The sequence below is a fragment of the Bacteroides sp. K03 genome (genome assembly GCF_019734355.1).
Classification (GTDB): domain Bacteria; phylum Bacteroidota; class Bacteroidia; order Bacteroidales; family Bacteroidaceae; genus Bacteroides; species Bacteroides nordii.
The window spans coordinates 1-17614 of record NZ_JAASHC010000031.1 but is presented as its reverse complement, the minus strand read 5'-3'; the positions used below and the strand labels follow the sequence as shown (position 1 = coordinate 17614).

At 39.3% G+C, this 17614-nt stretch carries 15 protein-coding genes; 4 read left to right on the top strand and 11 right to left on the bottom strand.

What is annotated here, in order from left to right; translation table 11 throughout:
* Window positions 1-106: 106 nt before the first annotated feature.
* The 5 genes from HCG69_RS16800 to HCG69_RS16780 form a co-directional block, all read right to left on the bottom strand.
* Complete coding sequence (locus HCG69_RS16800; protein WP_221650997.1) at window positions 107-1018, bottom strand: dihydroorotate dehydrogenase; 912 nt, start codon at window positions 1016-1018, stop codon at window positions 107-109.
* Entirely contained in the window at window positions 1006-1782 is a 777-nt protein-coding gene (locus HCG69_RS16795) for a dihydroorotate dehydrogenase electron transfer subunit (RefSeq protein WP_195659937.1), read from the bottom strand. The genes HCG69_RS16800 and HCG69_RS16795 overlap by 13 nt, the downstream gene beginning before the upstream one ends.
* Before the next feature lie 70 nt (window positions 1783-1852).
* Window positions 1853-2317, bottom strand: coding sequence for a helix-turn-helix domain-containing protein (locus tag HCG69_RS16790; protein ID WP_007485663.1), 465 nt, complete (start codon window positions 2315-2317; stop codon window positions 1853-1855).
* Window positions 2318-3698: 1381 nt separating this feature from the next.
* Window positions 3699-4718 (bottom strand): DNA polymerase III subunit delta, encoded by a 1020-nt coding sequence (holA, locus tag HCG69_RS16785; protein WP_221650996.1) that lies wholly within the window; start codon window positions 4716-4718, stop codon window positions 3699-3701.
* Between the two features lie 12 nt (window positions 4719-4730).
* Entirely contained in the window at window positions 4731-5507 is a 777-nt protein-coding gene (locus tag HCG69_RS16780; RefSeq protein ID WP_044166459.1) for an AMP nucleosidase, read from the bottom strand.
* Between the two features lie 62 nt (window positions 5508-5569).
* Between HCG69_RS16780 and HCG69_RS16775 the strand changes: the two genes are divergently transcribed.
* Window positions 5570-6025, top strand: coding sequence for a type I restriction enzyme HsdR N-terminal domain-containing protein (locus tag HCG69_RS16775; protein WP_002560185.1), 456 nt, complete (start codon window positions 5570-5572; stop codon window positions 6023-6025).
* An 85-nt stretch (window positions 6026-6110) separates the two neighbouring features.
* On the opposite strand, the gene HCG69_RS16770 is transcribed toward HCG69_RS16775, so the two are convergent.
* The 5 genes from HCG69_RS16770 to HCG69_RS16750 form a co-directional block, all read right to left on the bottom strand.
* Window positions 6111-9212, bottom strand: a complete 3102-nt coding sequence (locus HCG69_RS16770) for an efflux RND transporter permease subunit (protein ID WP_221650995.1) — start codon at window positions 9210-9212, stop codon at window positions 6111-6113.
* 53 nt (window positions 9213-9265) lie between these two features.
* Window positions 9266-10387 carry an efflux RND transporter periplasmic adaptor subunit gene (locus HCG69_RS16765; protein WP_221650994.1) on the bottom strand — a complete coding sequence of 374 codons (1122 nt, stop codon included), beginning with the start codon at window positions 10385-10387 and terminating at the stop codon, window positions 9266-9268.
* Between the two features lie 22 nt (window positions 10388-10409).
* The gene (locus HCG69_RS16760; RefSeq protein WP_221650993.1) at window positions 10410-11804 is read right to left on the bottom strand and encodes an efflux transporter outer membrane subunit; all 1395 of its coding nucleotides are present in this window, start codon (window positions 11802-11804) and stop codon (window positions 10410-10412) included.
* 183 nt (window positions 11805-11987) lie between these two features.
* Entirely contained in the window at window positions 11988-12818 is an 831-nt protein-coding gene (locus tag HCG69_RS16755) for a zinc ribbon domain-containing protein (RefSeq protein ID WP_007485657.1), read from the bottom strand.
* A 5-nt stretch (window positions 12819-12823) separates the two neighbouring features.
* Window positions 12824-13918 (bottom strand): Nif3-like dinuclear metal center hexameric protein, encoded by a 1095-nt coding sequence (locus HCG69_RS16750; protein WP_221650992.1) that lies wholly within the window; start codon window positions 13916-13918, stop codon window positions 12824-12826.
* Window positions 13919-14018: 100 nt separating this feature from the next.
* On the opposite strand from HCG69_RS16750, the gene HCG69_RS16745 reads away from it, so the two are divergent.
* Window positions 14019-15653 (top strand): DUF4153 domain-containing protein, encoded by a 1635-nt coding sequence (locus HCG69_RS16745; RefSeq protein ID WP_221650991.1) that lies wholly within the window; start codon window positions 14019-14021, stop codon window positions 15651-15653.
* Between the two features lie 473 nt (window positions 15654-16126).
* Here HCG69_RS16745 and HCG69_RS16740 read toward each other — a convergent pair whose 3' ends face one another.
* Complete coding sequence (locus HCG69_RS16740) at window positions 16127-16513, bottom strand: VOC family protein (protein WP_221650990.1); 387 nt, start codon at window positions 16511-16513, stop codon at window positions 16127-16129.
* Between the two features lie 114 nt (window positions 16514-16627).
* Here HCG69_RS16740 and HCG69_RS16735 point away from each other — a divergent pair, with 114 nt between their 5' ends.
* Entirely contained in the window at window positions 16628-17059 is a 432-nt protein-coding gene (locus tag HCG69_RS16735) for an N-acetyltransferase (RefSeq protein WP_221650989.1), read from the top strand.
* Between the two features lie 29 nt (window positions 17060-17088).
* The gene (locus tag HCG69_RS16730; RefSeq protein WP_221650988.1) at window positions 17089-17541 is read left to right on the top strand and encodes a hypothetical protein; all 453 of its coding nucleotides are present in this window, start codon (window positions 17089-17091) and stop codon (window positions 17539-17541) included.
* Window positions 17542-17614: the final 73 nt, after the last annotated feature.

Here is a 17614-nt window from a genome sequence, read left to right as displayed (position 1 = left end):
TTACATGTTTTCTCTCTTACTTAGTTATGTAGCTTCCTCTTTTTCTGAATATCATTATGACTTTTTTCTATATTAAATGATGCGAAGGGTTATTGTATGATTTGAATTATATCTCAAGCGCACCAATAATGTCAGTAACAGACTTGTATCCGTGTCTATCTAAGTAATTATTTATACCATCGGATACTTTCACTGTAACAGTGGGATCTATAAAGTTTGCCGTACCTATTTGTATGGCCGATGCACCTGCAAGCATGAATTCGACTGCATCTTTCCAATCCATAATACCACCTAATCCGATGACAGGAATATTTACCGATTTAGCTACTTGCCATACCATACGTAATGCTATCGGTTTTACAGCTGCACCGGACATACCTCCTGTTACTGTGGATAATATCGGTCGCCTACGTTCCGCATCAACAGCCATACCAAGCAATGTATTAATTAATGATACACTGTCTGCGCCGCTTTCTTCTGCTGCACGGGCAATTTCTGTTATGTCGGTAACGTTTGGGGAAAGCTTAACGATAAGTGTCTTTTTGTAAGCTGAACGCACGGCTTTCACAACTTCTGCTGCTCCTTTGGCGGTGACACCAAAAGCCATACCTCCTTGCTTTACATTAGGGCATGAAATATTTAATTCTATGGCAGGAATTTTGTCAAGTTCATTAATGATTTCTGCTGTTTTTACATAGTCTTCAATTGCTGAACCCGAAACATTCACAATCATATTGGTTTGAATGTCTTTAATACGTGGATATATGTGTTCAACAAAGTAATGCACACCCTTATTTTGCAGTCCCACAGCATTTAACATGCCTGAGGGTGTCTCTGCCATACGCGGATATGGATTCCCTTCACGTTTGTGAAGAGTGGTTCCTTTTACAATAATACCACCTATTCGCGTAATATCCATAAAATCGGCAAACTCTTCACCGTATCCGAATGTACCGGAAGCAGTCATTACCGGATTTTTCATTTGTAATTCACCAATGTTTACACTTAAATCTGCCATAGTAGTTTATTTATATTAAATACAGGACCTTCTTTACAAACACATAAGTGGCCTTCATCAGTATTTTCTACACAACAAAGGCAAGCACCTACACCACATGCCATCATGTTTTCTAATGAGACTTCACAATTGATATTATTACTTTTGGCATATTTTGCTACTGCCATCATCATAGGCTTTGGACCGCAAGTATAAATTTGCTCAAACTTTACCTTATTTAATATAGAGTGTTGAGTGACATATCCTTTTTCGCCATAGCTTCCATCTTCAGTAGTTGTGTATACTTCGCCGTAAGATGCAAAATCATCTAACTGCAAAAGATCTTTGTCCGTACGAGCACCTAAAAGGAAAGTAGGTTTACTACCGTTTTTAGCCAATTGTTCACCCAGATAAAGCATTGGGGCTGTTCCTACACCTCCGCCTACTAATAAGAGCTTATCAGAAGGTATTTGCGGCATTGTAAAGCCGTTACCTAACGGAAGTACAATATTAATGATATCTCCCTTCGTAGCTTCTGCCAGGCGACGTGTTCCGTCACCTACAAGCTGTATCAGGAACCATACTTCGTTTCGTGATCTGTCTACATAATTAATAGAAATGGGGCGGCGAAGAAAAGTACTTGGCGAACCATCTACCCGTATTTCAGCAAATTGTCCCGGTAGCATTTCGGGAAGTGGTGACTGAGATGTTAACTTTAACAGCACATAGTTTATGTGTAGTTTGAGGTTCTCAGTTACTGTCAGGTCTAAAATAAATTTTTTCATGTATTGAAACTAAATTCGTATTTCAGAGTACAAAGATACAGGAATTTGTGCAAAACACCGTTTTTACCTCTTATTTTTCCGGTCGGAATGTTTCATAAGTATTGTCATCAAAGAAAATTCTTATTTCAGTGATTTTGCGTGGAGGTCTTTCTTTGTATATAATCTCCTGTCTTACAACTTCTTTAGGGGTGTATTGAGTACTTTCTAATGCGATTTCCTTGCGATTTTCTGGAGCACTCGTTCCATTGGCCGGATTTTTTGGATTCTCAGAAGCAAATAGAGGGTAGTTTTGCTCTTCTTTAATTATATTTTCTTCTCCTTCCATCATATTACCTTTTCCGGTAAGCAGCCAATCTAAACTAATGTGATTGTACTTTTCATGTAGACGCATGATGAAGTCAGTACTCGGATATTTATTTCGATCGCCCAGTGTATGAGAAATGGTAGCCTGGGCTACACCGATACTTTCGGCAAATGCCGCAGCGGTCATTTGCTCATGATCCATAATCATTTTAATTCTATCCTTGATATCCATGACGTTTTTTATATTTACAACTGTGTATTTATTGACTCTATTTACAAATGTATACTCCATTTTTGTGGTTTACAAAAGTAAATAAATAAAATAACATAAGCAAATTACAAATGAAATCAATGAATTATTACGAAAATGAATATTGTATTTACTTTTGTGATTTATGTTTGTAAATGTGTATATTATAAGCATATTGAATATTAAAGTGATACTTTGTTTATACTGTATATAGTATTGATTATTAGCGATATATAATTGTATGTTGTGTGCTATTTCTTTTCTATTTACGAATGTTCAACCCTATTCTGACTATCATTTAGAGTAGTAATTAAGAAAAGTATATTATTTAGTTGGAATACTGTATTTTATAATGAATTGAATGAAATGTTAACTACTCTCCTATTACAAACGTTATTTCTTGTTTATTTGTGTGATATTACAATATTACAATAATGATTTGTGTTTGTTATTTACATATGGTATCGTATTACAAGTGTTATTATTAAGAATGTAAACCAAACATTTTACAGAAGTAAACAAATAGTATGAGAAATGTGATATATTCTCTTTCTAACTTCTCTTTTTTATAATAATATTTTCTTACGTAATTTTTATACTACCTCCTAATGGCAAATCTTTGCAATATTTCCGTATAAATGCCTGATTAAATTGTTTTTTTCAATTCTACAAGGACTATTTTAGATATAATATACTGTATAATAATGTTTTATGTCTTATTTCTCTTCTTCTAATATATTCTTAAATAGAAAATAGAGCATAAAATAATAGAAACAGGGATATTTATGATCAAAAAGTCAATACGCAAGATTTAGATTCTTCAAGATAGATAAAATACCGGAAATATGGGAAGATGGAGGTGAGATAAAGTCTTTTTTCTGTATTTGCTCAGTATATTAAATCATCAAATATATAGATATTAGCCTGTTATATAGGTTTCTTTGGTCTGGTTTGTGATTTAGGCACATGCTTTTCCTGTTAATCGGATAATTAACATGTATGGGGTTCACAGTCTACATCATGAAATAGGATTAAAAAGGTAGAGAGTAAAGCTAAAGAAGTAAAGATAATTAGTTGAATAAACAAAGAACTTACTATTAATATAAAGCGTTTTGCAGGCTAATAAATGGCAGAAGTATAAGTAAAGAAAGAGTGGAAAAATACGGTGAAAATGATGATAAATGCAGGTTCCCGGACTTAAAATAATGAGAGATAATGTATAGAAACATTATCTCTCATTATACTGTATATCTATTTTTTATCCTTTTGATATCTCAAAAATAAGATATGAAAGGTATTTTATATTTTAAATTTCAAGAAGCGGTTGAATCTATCTAAATAGAGTTTTTCTTCTGTTATATTTTCAATGAAGAATTTTAAACACCAATTCACGAAGAATATCGCCATCGCTCATAGATGCATTGCTTATTCCTTTGGATTTTGCATCTGCATATCGTATTTCTCCAATGATTTGCATGGTCTTTACACCGTTGTAACGACGCATGGCAGTTAGATAATCGCGGGCGGCCCAAGGCGATTTCAGACCTAACCAAGAGGCGATCCCCTGTTCTGTTTTTTCGGGAGAATAGTAGGATAACATTAGATTTGAATAAAAATTGAATAGCAATGAAAGAGTCATTTGTATCGGATTAGTTTTCGGATTTTCCTCAAAGTATTTTATTATTTTATTTGCTTTAAGAATATCCTTCTCTACTAATGCACTACGTAATTCAAAGTTATTATAATCTTTGCTGATACCTATATTCTTCTCTATTTGTTCAGGCGTCACTCTCTTCTGGCCTGCGGGTAAGGTGATGATTAACTTCTCCAGTTCTCCTGTGAGGCGGCTTAGATCTGTACCTACAAAATCCGCAAGCATAGCCGACGCTTTAGGCTCCATGTCGATGCCTTTACGTTTCATGTATGAGTTTATAAATGCAGGAAGTTGTGAGTCTTTGATCTTTTTGGATTCAAATAGAATGCCGACCTTTTCTACTTCTGCCGCCAGTTTCTTTCGTTTATCCAATGTGCCATGTTTGTGGCATATTACAAGGATGGTAGAGTTCAATGGTTTCTGAAGATAAAAAGAAAGCTCTTCCATATTACGGATTGCTTGTGCTTCCTTTACAATTACTACCTGATATTCGGACATCATAGGATATCGTTTAGCAGCATTAATAACTGTTGCTATATCTACATCAGCACCATATACTACAGTCAGATTGAATTCCTTCTCGGTTTCGCTCAATACATTGTCTGTTATATAATCGGCTATGAGATCGATATAATATGATTCTTCTCCCATCAAGTAATAGATCGGGCGGTATTGCTTAGCCCTCAATTCCTTGAGGATGTCATCGCAACTAAGTTCTTGTTTTGCCATATATCAAAAGCCTTACCAGTCGAATTTCAAGTGTTTTACGGTCTTTTTCTCATCAATAATCATGCGTAATGAGGCAATACCTATCTTCACATGTTCCTCGACATAGTTTTGGGTAACAATGTTGTCACTTTTATCAGTTTTTACACCTTCCGGAATCATGGGTTGGTCAGAAACCAATAGTAAAGCTCCTGTTGGGATATGATTGGCAAAACCACAACTGAAAAGAGTGGCAGTTTCCATATCTACTGCCATAGCACGGGTTTTAGTCAGGTATTTCTTGAATTCTTCATCATGTTCCCAAATACGGCGGTTGGTGGTATAGACAGTACCAGTCCAGTAATCACGGGCATAGTCGCGGATAGAGGAAGATACGGCGCGTTGCAGCATAAATGCCGGCAGCGCAGGTACTTCGGGTGGAAAATAGTCATTGGAGGTTCCTTCACCACGGATGGCAGCGATAGGGAGAATAAGATCACCTATTTTATTTTTTTTATCGATCCCTCCACACTTACCTAAAAAAAGGCAGGCTTTAGGCTGAATAGCACTTAAAAGATCCATGATGATGGCGGCATTGGGACTTCCCATACCGAAGTTAATGATAGTGATGCCCTCTGCACTTGCAGATATCATGTTGGCATCACGTCCCAGAATGGGAACATTGAATTTCTCTGCAAATATTTCTACGTACTTGTTGAAGTTGGTCAACAGAATATACTCTCCAAAATCTTCCAGGTTACGTTTTGTGTAACGGGGTAGCCAATTAGCTACGATTTCTTCCTTTGTTTTCATAAGATTCATTAAATTTGTGCTCTCTTTACAGAGAGCCATTATTTAACTTACAAAAATACGAAATGTTATCGTTAAACTTGCCAGTATTTGATACTAAAATTGCGTCACGAAATGGAAAAAATGTTATTTTTGACGTAATTCGTAAACGATATGTTGCCCTTACACCCGAAGAATGGGTACGGCAGCACTTCGTTCACTTTCTTATTGCACATAAAGGATATCCGATGGCATTGATGGCTAATGAGGTGCTTCTTAACCTGAATGGAACGAAGAAAAGGTGCGATACTGTACTATATCGGAGAGATCTTACAGCGCGAATGATTGTAGAGTATAAAGCACCGCACATAGAAATTACGCAAGCTGTATTTGACCAGATTACACGTTATAACATGGTGTTAAAAGTCGATTATCTGATAGTGAGTAATGGAATGCAGCATTATTGTTGCAAGATGGATTATGAGAAGCAATGTTATGTGTTTCTTAAGGATATTCCGGATTATAATAATATGCCAATGTAATATAAATATGCCAATGTGCCAATTAGCTGCGTGGTGTTAATATAGCGCAGCAATTGGCACATTGGCATATTATTACATTGGCACATTATTTAAATCGTTCCTGCAATTTTTGCATCAGTTCATAGAAGTTTGGTATATAGACGGTAGCAAGTAAAGTATTCATTGCCATACCAAATACTACTGCAGCTCCCAAGGCGATGCGACTTTCAGCTCCTGCACCGGAAGCAAACAGCAATGGCATAACCCCTAATACAAATGCAAATGACGTCATGAGAATTGGTCTTAGACGGACGTGACCAGCTTCATAGGCAGCATCTCTGATGGAGTTTCCTTCTGCCCGGAAGTCGCGGGCGAATTCTACAATTAGAATACCATTTTTGGCTGAGAGTGCAATAAGCAGGATAATACCAATCTGGGTATAGATACTTACCGGTGTACCCATGACAAAGCAGCCAATCATCGCTCCAAGGAGTGCTACAGGCAATCCCATAATAGCTGCTACGGGGCTTGTCCAGCTTTCATATTGTGCGGCAAGTACGAGGAAGGCCACTAGCAACGCCATGAGAAAAACAATTGTAGTAGTATTTCCTGCCTGCGTTTCCTGATAGGCAACAGAGGTCCATTCGTAACCATATTCCCCTCCTAACTGTTCGCTGATAAGTGCCTCCATCTGTTGAATGCCTTCGCCGGAAGAAAAGCCGGGAGCTACATTACAAGTTATAGCCGCCGTTTGATACATATTGTAGCGGTTTATCTGATCTTGTCCCAATTGCTCTTCTACTTTGGTGAAGGAAGAAAAAGGCACCATCTCCCCTTTCCCATTTGGTACACTTAGCTGTAACACATTGTCAATCACCTTCTGAGCTTGATCATTAGCTTCTATTTTCACTTGATAGATGTGCCCGAATTGTACATAGTCGTTCACGTAAGCAGCACCCATATAATAACCCAATGTAGCGAATACCTGATTAAGCTGAACACCCATAAATTGTACTTTATCGCGGTCGATATTCAGAAAATATTGCGGAACATTGGCTTGGTATTGGCTACTGACGGAAGCCAGGGCCGGTTTGCTACGGTAGTTTGCCATTAAAGTTGCAATGGCCTGTTGCATTTCTGTCGGTCCTAGATTACGGGTGTCTTCCAATTGTAGCTGCAATCCCCCAGTAGCTCCAAGACCAGGAATAGCAGGTGGAACCATGGCAAATATCTGTCCTTCCTGTATACTGTATGCCATTTCGTTGAAACGCTCTACTACGGCAGCAGCGGTATGTTCTTTACCTTTCCGTTCGCTCCATGGTTTTAGAACGACGAAATACGTACCGCCATTACTTTGCTCTCCTCCCATTATAGAGAAACCGGAAATACCAATATAATCTTTCACTTCGGGATATGTATTGAGTATGTCATTTATCTGTTTTCCAACAGATTGTGTACGTTCCAGGCTAGCTGCAGGAGGGAGTTGTACTACAGCGATAAAATATCCGTCATCTTCGTCAGGAACAAATGTAGACGGCCATTTCACAAATAACAGTATGGCGATAGCGGTGAAAATACCATAAGAGATCAATGCTGTTCCGGGACGTTCGAGCAGCCATTTAACAATGCGGTCATAGGCTCCCTGGGTTTTGTCATACGCTTTATTGAATCCTTTATAGATAAAGAAGGTAGAAGGCTTGCTCTTCTCCAAAAAGAGAGCACAAAGTGCCGGAGTCAATGTCAGGGAGTTAAAACCACTTAATACAGTAGATGCAGCAATGGTAAGAGCGAACTGTTTGTATAATTGTCCGGAGATACCACTGATGAGTGTTGTCGGTATAAATACAGCCAGCAATACAAGTACTACACCGACAATGGGACCAGTAATCTCTCCCATTGCTTTTGTGACGGCTTCACGTGGAGAGTATTGTCCTGTTTCAAGAAGTCGCGAAGAATTCTCTACCACCACTATGGCATCATCTACTACAATGGCAACAGCCAATATTAATCCAAACAGCGTTAGCGTATTGATAGAGAATCCAAGTGCAGCCATCACTGCCAGCGTACCAATAAGAGATACCGGGATGGTAATACATGGAATGATAACCGCTCTCCAGTTCTGAAGGAAAAGGAAAATAACAAGTACTACCAATAGAGTGGTTTCGAGGAAGGTAACGAGTACTTCGTCGATAGATTCATTGATTACGTCTGTTGTATCCAATGTCACGTTATACTCTACCCCTGAAGGAAAGGTCTGAGCCAGTTCCTGCATTTTGGCTTTCACTCCCTTGGATACGTCGAGGGAGTTAGATCCGGGTTGTTGATAAATAGCAATGGCAGCTGTCGGTTTTCCGCGTAACTGAGAAACAACATTATAGGAAGCGGATCCCAGATCGATACGTGCCACATCTTTCAGGCGGAGCATCTTACCCCCTGCATCACTGCGAAGAACAATATTACCGAACTCGTCCGGTGATGAGAGGCGCCCTTTCACCGTCAAACTGTATTGGAAAGCATTGGCATTATCTTTTCCAATAGGTTGACCGACCGTCCCGGCACTTACTTCCATATTCTGTGACTGAATAGCCTGATAGATCTCTGCCGGAGAGATACTACGGATGCGCATAGCCTCCGGATCGAGCCAGACGCGCATGGAGTAGTCCCCTGCTCCCATTACATTGACAGCCCCTACGCCCGGAACACGTGTGAGTTGATCTACGAGGTTCAGCTTGGCGTAATTGGTCAGATAAAGTCCATCATATACTGAGTCTTTGGCACTCATGGTGAGGAACATGACGATGTTTGATGATTGCTTTTGTACGGTTACACCTTGTACAACAACAGGTTCCGGTAGTGATGATTGTGCTACACTTACCCTGTTTTGCACTTGTACGGTAGCCATATCCACATCCGTACCCACAGCAAAAGTGATAGTTAACGAATAGGCTCCTGATGAAGAGGAAGTAGACGACATATAGAGCATGCCATCTACCCCGTTCACTTGCTGTTCGATAGGGATACCTACAGTTTGCGCTACTGTTTCGGCATTAGCTCCGGGATATACGGCGGAAACTTGTACCGTAGGCGGTGTAATGTCCGGGAATTGCGCCACGGGCAATATATTGAGTGTCACCAATCCTGCCACCACAATGATAAGCGCCAGAACGGTGGCGAATATGGGGCGGTTGATGAAGAATTTTGAAAACATGATGTTAATGATTAATGGTTAATGATGAATGATTAATGATAAACTGTCAACTGTCAATTGCCAACTGCCTTTACTTTCATTCCATCCCTTACTTTCATCAGGGCTTTGGTGACATAACGTTCCTGTGGAGAGAGTCCAGTTGTAACCTGGCGCAGGCTGTCTCCTATTAGTTGCCCTACACTGATATGACGATAACGTACTATATTTGAATCATTTACAATGTACACATATTTACCAAGCTGATCTGTACCGATAGAAGCTGAATTGATTAGAACAGCTTCTTTCTGTTCTCCGTATGGCAGTGTAATACTGACATATAATCCGCTTTTCAGCAGGCCTTTCGGATTGTCCAGATTGGCTCGGACTGTGAGTGTTCCAGTACTTAAATCCACGTTTGGAGACAGATAATCAAGAGTGGCAGGATAAGTCTGTTTACCATCTTCCCCTAATTTTACAATAACCTCGCGAGGAAGTTCCGGTATTTCTTTACCGTCTTTAGAAGGGGCACTCATCAGCATTGAAAGCCATTGGTTATCGGCTACGTTAAAGTAGGTGTACATGCGATTGTCCTTGTAGAGAGTAGCCAATGTGGTAGGTTGTACGGCACCACTGATATAGCTACTTACATCTACTGTACTTCGACTGACGGTTCCATCAAATGGTGCATGAATATAGCAGTATCCCAGATTGGTGCGTGCTGTATTCAGTGCAGCTTCGGCATTACTGACAGCAGCTGTTTCTTCGGCTACGGAAGATTCTGCCTGTAATACTTGTATCCGGCTTACTGCATCGCTTTTCAGTGCTTCACGCATACGGGAATAATTATTGCGGGCGTATGTCAGCTGTGCTTGAGCTGTTTTAAGGGCAGCTTCGGCTTTCGTCACATTGTCTTTATAAATAGTGGGTTCTATGACGAATAGTAATTGTCCCTTTTTGACCCGGCTTCCTGGTGTATAGGAAGCTGATTGTAAAGTGCCGTTGACTCGTGCTACGAGGTTTACCGTCTGTTCGGTGGTTAAATAGCCCGGGTAATCTTTGGTAAGCGTAATATCTTTCACAAGCGGATGGGCTACGCTGACTTCGGGTACAGGCATAGCATCTCCGGTGGCTTTTTTCTTCCCCTGACATCCTATTAATAATGGTAGGGCGAGAAGGATATACAGTAATCTTTTCATTGTTATATAGGTTTTAGTAATTTTAGTTATTCCAGCCCCCTCCTAATGCCTGGTAGAGGGCAATCAGTTGTAGTAGCGAATTGCCTCGTGCCTGTACTAACTGATTTTCGTAAGTCAACAGAGAACGCTGTGCGTCCAGTACATTCTGAAAGGGAGTGAGTCCTTGTTTATATAAGTCGAGAGAGAGGGTCAATGTTTCTTGTCCCTGGTTACGTACTTCCCGCAAGGCCACTATTTGTTTGATAGAATTGCGGTAAGCGTTCATGGCATTATCTGTTTCCTGTATGGCTGTCAATACAGTCTGGTTGAACTGATTTATTGATTCGTCCAATTGTGCACGGGCCAGTTTGGTGGTATTTATCAGTTTGCCACCGTTGAAGATAGTCCAGCTTAGAGCAGGGGCTATTTCGTAGGTGAAACTTTTATGATTGCCAAAGTCTCTGAGGTCTTTAGATGCAAAACCAACGGAACCTTTCAGAAATACTTGTGGTAACCAGTCTGATTTAGAGGCACCCAACAAAGCGGCTTGCGCGTTTACCTGACGTTCAGCACTGCGGATATCCGGCCTTCTCATTAGTAAATCGGCAGGTAGACCAACTCCGATGGGTTCCATATAATCCGGCAATTCCCCTACCCGGTCCAATACGGGACGTACTTCCTGCGGATAGGTTCCGAGCAATACGGACAATGTGGTAATATATTGATTGATACCCGATTCTAATTGTGGTATGGAAGCTTTGGTACTGTAGTATACTGATTTAGCCTGAGCTACATCAAGTTTGGATACCAACCCTGTATTATATCTTACTTCAGTGATTTTCAGTACGGCAGCTTGTGAAGTACAATTTTTCTCTACCACTCGTAACTCTTGTTGTAGTTCCCTCAAATTGATATATGCTGAGGCTACTTGTGCTGATAAAGAAACCATTACTGCTGTATATTCTTCTTTACTGGCGGCAAAAGTCTCTTTCTGTGCTTTTACCCGTTGTCGGATACTTCCGAATATATCTAATTCCCAGCTCATATTGATAGAAGCATCATAATAATGCTGGGTTGTCTGTGGTATCTCACTGGTGTTGCCACTGGTTTGCTGACGTGTCCATCCGGCATTTATTCCAAGGCTTGGAAAGAAACTGCTACGCTCCATACGTAGGTTTGCCTTTGCTGCATTCATACGGTCTATCGCAGTCAACACCGAATAGTTACGGTCTACAGCAATGGTTATCAATGAGTCAAGAGTCTGATCTCCGAAAGATTTCCACCACTGATCGTCTACAGGTAATATCTGTTGAAATACTTTTCCTCCCTCTTCCCAGGTTTGTGGCAAGGGAGTATCCAGATAATGGTTCGCAGTCTGCGCCGAGGCTACGGACGAAAGAAACAAAAGGAGCGATATGCTCCACGCTCGCATATTCATAAGTTCAGGTTTTTAAGAAATGAAAAGAAAACAACTAAAGTTTCAGTTTGTTTAGAATGCCGGGAAGATTGTTCCTCACATACAGAGAAGTATGTAGGATGGGATAAAAGAAAAAGGTGGATAAATTGTAATTATACAATCCATCCACCTTTTAATAGGATATTAACTATCGAGAGTTGTTTTTTATTCAGCAGTTTTTCTTCTGATAGCTCTTTTTGCTGTTGGTGCCGGAGCTTCTTCTACCTTGTGGCTAATCTCTACACCTGCCAGTTCCGGGTCAATCATAATACGTCCGCAGTATTCACAAACAATTACTTTTTTACGTGAACGGATATCAAGTTGTCTCTGAGGCGGGATTTTGTTAAAACAACCACCACAAGCATCACGTTGAACGTATACAACGCCTAAACCATTACGAGAGTTTTTACGGATACGTTTGAATGACTGCAACAGACGTGGCTCTATTTTGGTCTCCAGATCTTTTGCTTTATCTCTCAACTTTTCTTCTTCCTGTTTTGTTTCAGAAATGATTTCGTCCAGTTCGCTCTTTTTCTGATCCAGGTCTTTTTGTCTTTCTTCCAGAGCAGCTGTACTTTTAGCTACTTCTTCAGATTTCTCCTGTTCTTCGGCAGTAAATTCTTTGATTCTCTTCTCACAGAGCTCTATTTCGAGTGTCTGGAATTCGATTTCTTTCGTTAAGAAGTCGTATTCGCGATTGTTGCGTACGTTGTCTTGCTGTGATTTATATTTCTCTACAGAAGCCTTTGCCGCTTCAATCTCTACTCTTTTGCCTGCGATTGCTGCTTTAAGTTCGCTTACTTCCGCTTTGATTTTATCAATACGTGTACTCAAACCGGCAATTTCGTCTTCAAGATCCTGTACTTCCAATGGAAGTTCACCTCTCAAAGTTTTAATCTTGTCAATCTCAGACAGCATAGTTTGTAGTTGGAACAGTGTTTTCAGCTTCTGTTCCACGGTCAACTCATTCGGATCTTTTTTTGCTTCTTTAGCCATTTTACTTATAAATATTTTATGGGATTTGTGTTCACTTTACTAAATTGGAGTGTAACATTAGGAAATAAATCCCGGATTATGGAATAAAAAATTTCTTTTGTATACTGTTCACTTTCATAATGTCCTATTTCGGCCATTAGAATTTCTGCTTCATGCCCGAAATAATCATGATATTTAATTTCACCGGTAATAAATACATCTGCTCTGTTTCGAATAGCCAATGGCAGCAAGAAAGCCCCAGCTCCACCACAAAGTGCTACGGTTTGTATTTCACGTCCGGATAGTTTATTGTGCTTCAGGCAACCTACTTCAAACGTTTTCTTGATACGTTTCAGGAATTTCAGTTCAGTTTCCGGAGTCTCCAACTCTCCTATTATCCCTGCTCCTGCCTGTTGCCAGGAATTCTGGAGTGGATAAATGTCGAATGCCGGCTCTTCATACGGATGTGCAGTAAGCAAAGCACGAATCGCTTCTCCTTTCTTATATATAGGAAGAATGGTTTCAATTCTCGTTTCTCTTTCATGATGAAGCTCTCCGATATTTCCACAGAAAGGACTGCTTCCTTCCTGTGCACGGAATGTTCCTTCTCCTTCAAGATTATAACTGCATGAGTCATAATTACCTATATATCCACATCCTGCGGAAAACAAGGCGTTACGTACTTCATCCGCCTGTGCGAATGGTACAAATGTAACAAGCTTAACCAGGCTATTCTCTTTCGGATCAAGTACGCGTACGTTCTTAAGTCCTATCTTCTCGGCTATCTTAAAGTTCACTCCTCCGGGAGCGTTATCCAGGTTGGTATGAGCTGAATAAATGACAATATCATTTTTGATAGCTTTCAGTATGCAACGTTCCACGTAGTCTTTCCCCGTGATAGACTTGTAGCCTTTAAAAATAAGGGGATGATGTGATATAACAAGGTTATACCCCATTGCGATGGCTTCATCGAGAACGGCTTCGGTAACGTCCAGACACAACAAAGCCCCTGTTGCTTCCGCATCTGTCAATCCGATTTGCAGGCCGGCATTATCAAATCCGTCTTGCAATGGCAGAGGCGCGAACCGTTCAAGGGCGCTTACAATCTCTTTAATTTTCATTCTTTGTAGAAAATTTGGTTGCAAATATAAGAAAAAAGCAGGGAATAAGTATGCCTTTTATCGTTTTTTAGTACATTTGGGGAAATTTGGAGGAGTACTTATGAAAATAAATCTATCAAAGGTTGGTGCGGATATCATTTTAGCTTTGAAAAAGTATCCGATGGAAGCATTATTGGGCTTGCTATTTTTTGTATTCTTTTGTATTGAAGATCAGTTAAGTTGGGAATCCTCTTCGGAGCTGATTAAGCATATACGGGATGTAATGTCCCTCTTTCCGGCCTTTATGGTACTGGTGTACAGCTTGCATCAGCTTTTGTATCCTACTAAGGGCAGAATATTGTATTATTTGTCGGTATTACTGCCTCTCCCCTTTCTTTGGGCTGATTTGAGTCACTTTGTATTTACTATTTCTTATACATTTACACTGATATTGGCATTTTTCATTCTGCTGGCATGTAAATGTAAGTGGGAGAATCTTTCCTTTGCCCGAAATTGTATGCAAACGTTTGTAAGTCTGATTTTTGCTTTCTTTATCGGACATCTCTTGGCTCTTGCTGTATGGGGGCTTTATTCTTCTGTGGTATACATCTTTAATATAGAGAGGTATGATTTCCCTGAATATATTTATATGTTCTGCCTGTTTGTTGTGATTCCGTTGCTTTATTGCCATTTGCAGGAGAAAGAGAGTGAAGAGAATACGACTCCCCGGTTTATGGAAATTATTATAAACTATATTCTTTCACCGGCAGTGATTGTTTATACGGCAATACTTTACATCTATTTCATAACGATTGCCATTCATTGGGAGTTGCCTAAGGGAGGGATTGGATATATGGTACTTGCGTTGGCTATTTTTGCAATGGCAGGACATATGTTTCAGCTTCTTGTTTCCAAAAATATTTATGGGTGGTTTTACAACCATTTTAGTTGGATTGCGATACCGCCACTTATTCTTTTCTGGGTGGGAACTATTGAGCGCATAACGACTTATAGCTTTACGGCATCAAGAGTTTACCTCTTCATATCCGGTATTTTGATGACACTCTATATCTTTTTCTTGTTTTCCCGGAAGATAGGAAATTATCAGTTGATGGCTGTAGTGAGTAGTATCTGTATTGTGATTTTGACTTTTATCCCTGGCATTAGTGCCCGAAGTATAGGCATTCATTCACAGAAACAGAGGTTAGAAAGATATATTTCCAGGCTTGATATGCTGGATTCTGTTACTCATAAGTTAAAACAAGGAGTCGTATTTAATGAAACTGATTCTTTGAGATGGAAAGATGCCCGGGAACTGGAAGCATGTTATTCTTATTTAGAGGATGAAACAGGTTCTGATTATATGAAAAAGGAATATGGGGAATGCGACATTTCAACTAAGCGTAACTGGCATTACATGAGTCCTGTTTTTCCGTCAGGAATCAATACAGAAGGATATACTCGTTATTATCCAATGAATATTTATGATAGGAAAGAATATGTTGGTAAGGTGGAAGATGGAGTCATTAAGATTCGGCGTGTAGCTGATGACAAGGTGATAATAAGCCGTGATATAAATGCATATATGAATTCTCACCGTGCGTGGATGCAGAATGAAGTATCCGATTCGGTAAGTTCGGAGTTATTTATCACCTGTAATGATTCCTGTATGCTTGTACTTAGTAATATAAGTTATGAAAGCGGAGTTACTCTTCATTGCACCAATGTATTGGTTGATGCTATCTTTATTAAATAATGCGAATCAGTAGTTGAAAACCATGTTTAGTGGGATTTTGTTTATTTCTTCTCCGTTTTGAGTGCTTCCCGCATGGGGAAGTACTTAGTGTTGTAATTAATTCAGAGACGCGTGGGCTGCACGCAACAGAAAAAGAGCTGGTGTTACATGGTAGAAAAATATTACAATTTTAATATTTGTAAGTACTTGATTATTAGCAATATATATGGACGTTTTTTTCTCTACGAGAAACGGGTCGAAACTCTACGGAGATCGAGGTGAAACTCTACGAGGAACGGGTCGATTCTCGTAGAGCAACGCATGGAGTGTTTCTGATGTTTTACAAGACTTATTAATCAAGAGCAATCGACCTGTTCTTATTGTATTAAAGTTTTACTGCAGAGTTTCACTGAAGTTACACAGAGTACTATTTATCTGATTTATAACAATTAAAACTCGGTGAAACTCTGTGTGGCTCTGTGGTGAACTATATGCTAAATAGTAATCTCTACCAGGTTTCCATCCGGATCGAGGATAGCGCTTTCAAAGAATCCATCGCCTGTGGTACGGGGTTCACTGGCTACTACAAACCCATTGTGGCGCAAACGTTCTGTAAGTTCGAGAACAGCTTCTTTACTACCTGCTGAAACAGAGAAGTGTGCCAAACCAATGTGCGGAATCTTGTCTGCCGGAGAAGTAACATCCGTTTTACGCATCATTTCGATTAAAGCGCCTCCTCCATCAAAGCTGATAAGGTAGGATTCGAAACCTTTTGCAGGATTTATGTACTTTTCATTACTTGTTCCATTGAAATAAGTAATGTAAAACTGTCTTAACTCTTCTAATTGAGTGGTCCAAAGTGCAATGTGATGAATATACATGGTTATTTTATAAATGGTTATTTCTCTTCTTTTATGAGTGTATAATAATGTAAATCAAGTATCTTTGCAAAGATAAATAAAGTTGAATACGAACCATTTGATTTGAATCAAAATATGATAAGAAGCTATAATATTCAAGATACAGACAGAGTGATACGCATTTGGTTAGAAGCCTCTATTCTGGCACATCATTTTATTCCTGCCATGTATTGGATTGGAAAACAAGAAGATATGCGGAATATTTATCTTCCGGGAAGTGATACATATGTATTTGAAGATGAAAAAACAAAGTCTGTGCAAGGTTTTATTTCGATGGTAGACAACTATTTGGCTGCTATATTTGTAATACCTGAAGCACAGGGTACAGGTATTGGAAAGGCATTGATAGAATACGTAAAAAAGATACACCCTGCAATAACATTAAGGGTATATGCTAAAAATGAATCATCAGTGGCTTTTTATGAGAAGCAGGGGTTCAGGTTTGTAGAGAAGCATGTAGAAGAAGAGACAAGTGAGCAAGAACTTGTAATGAAGTGGAACGGATAAGTGTTACTAATATATTTAATATAAAGAAGATGAAGAAGATTTTGTTTTTATTGTTACTGGCTATTACTCTTGGAGCTTGTGAGAGTGATACTGATTCAAATTGGAATAATCGGCCGGGTGGAGGTTCAGATGAAGCTCAGAATTGGGATTCGTATACAATTACTGTTAAAAACTGGGAGCGTATAGGAGGTGTGAATGAAAATAATTCTTATTTTCGTTGTATCGTTGAAGATAAGTATTTAGATCAGTATATCTTTGATAAAGGAAGTGTCATGGTATATCTGATTCAATATGATGGTAATACGCCGGTCCAGACTCCTCTTCCTTATGTAATGTATTATGCTGAGGGAAATAAGAATTGGGCAGAAACGTTCTCCTATGATTATTCCGTAGGTTCGTTTGCTTTCTATGTGACTTATAGTGACTTTCTAACAGAAAATAATCCTGGAGAATGTCAGTTTAAGATAGTAATGCATTGGTGACTTAATACAGATTTACTTTACACCGTTTTAACATTATAAAAATTCATATGGCAAGTAAAGTATTTCCTCGTTG

What these genes read in the sequence shown, in the direction of transcription:
- HCG69_RS16800 (WP_221650997.1), bottom strand. Translation starts at nt 1,018, where the DNA reads ATGGCAGATTTAAGTGTAAACATTGGTGAATTACAAATGAAAAATCCG.
- HCG69_RS16795 (WP_195659937.1), bottom strand. Translation starts at nt 1,782, where the DNA reads ATGAAAAAATTTATTTTAGACCTGACAGTAACTGAGAACCTCAAACTA.
- HCG69_RS16790 (WP_007485663.1), bottom strand. Translation starts at nt 2,317, where the DNA reads ATGGATATCAAGGATAGAATTAAAATGATTATGGATCATGAGCAAATG.
- holA (WP_221650996.1), bottom strand. Translation starts at nt 4,718, where the DNA reads ATGGCAAAACAAGAACTTAGTTGCGATGACATCCTCAAGGAATTGAGG.
- HCG69_RS16780 (WP_044166459.1), bottom strand. Translation starts at nt 5,507, where the DNA reads ATGAAAACAAAGGAAGAAATCGTAGCTAATTGGCTACCCCGTTACACA.
- HCG69_RS16775 (WP_002560185.1), top strand. Translation starts at nt 5,570, where the DNA reads ATGTTATCGTTAAACTTGCCAGTATTTGATACTAAAATTGCGTCACGA.
- HCG69_RS16770 (WP_221650995.1), bottom strand. Translation starts at nt 9,212, where the DNA reads ATGTTTTCAAAATTCTTCATCAACCGCCCCATATTCGCCACCGTTCTG.
- HCG69_RS16765 (WP_221650994.1), bottom strand. Translation starts at nt 10,387, where the DNA reads ATGAAAAGATTACTGTATATCCTTCTCGCCCTACCATTATTAATAGGA.
- HCG69_RS16760 (WP_221650993.1), bottom strand. Translation starts at nt 11,804, where the DNA reads ATGAATATGCGAGCGTGGAGCATATCGCTCCTTTTGTTTCTTTCGTCC.
- HCG69_RS16755 (WP_007485657.1), bottom strand. Translation starts at nt 12,818, where the DNA reads ATGGCTAAAGAAGCAAAAAAAGATCCGAATGAGTTGACCGTGGAACAG.
- HCG69_RS16750 (WP_221650992.1), bottom strand. Translation starts at nt 13,918, where the DNA reads ATGAAAATTAAAGAGATTGTAAGCGCCCTTGAACGGTTCGCGCCTCTG.
- HCG69_RS16745 (WP_221650991.1), top strand. Translation starts at nt 14,019, where the DNA reads ATGAAAATAAATCTATCAAAGGTTGGTGCGGATATCATTTTAGCTTTG.
- HCG69_RS16740 (WP_221650990.1), bottom strand. Translation starts at nt 16,513, where the DNA reads ATGTATATTCATCACATTGCACTTTGGACCACTCAATTAGAAGAGTTA.
- HCG69_RS16735 (WP_221650989.1), top strand. Translation starts at nt 16,628, where the DNA reads ATGATAAGAAGCTATAATATTCAAGATACAGACAGAGTGATACGCATT.
- HCG69_RS16730 (WP_221650988.1), top strand. Translation starts at nt 17,089, where the DNA reads ATGAAGAAGATTTTGTTTTTATTGTTACTGGCTATTACTCTTGGAGCT.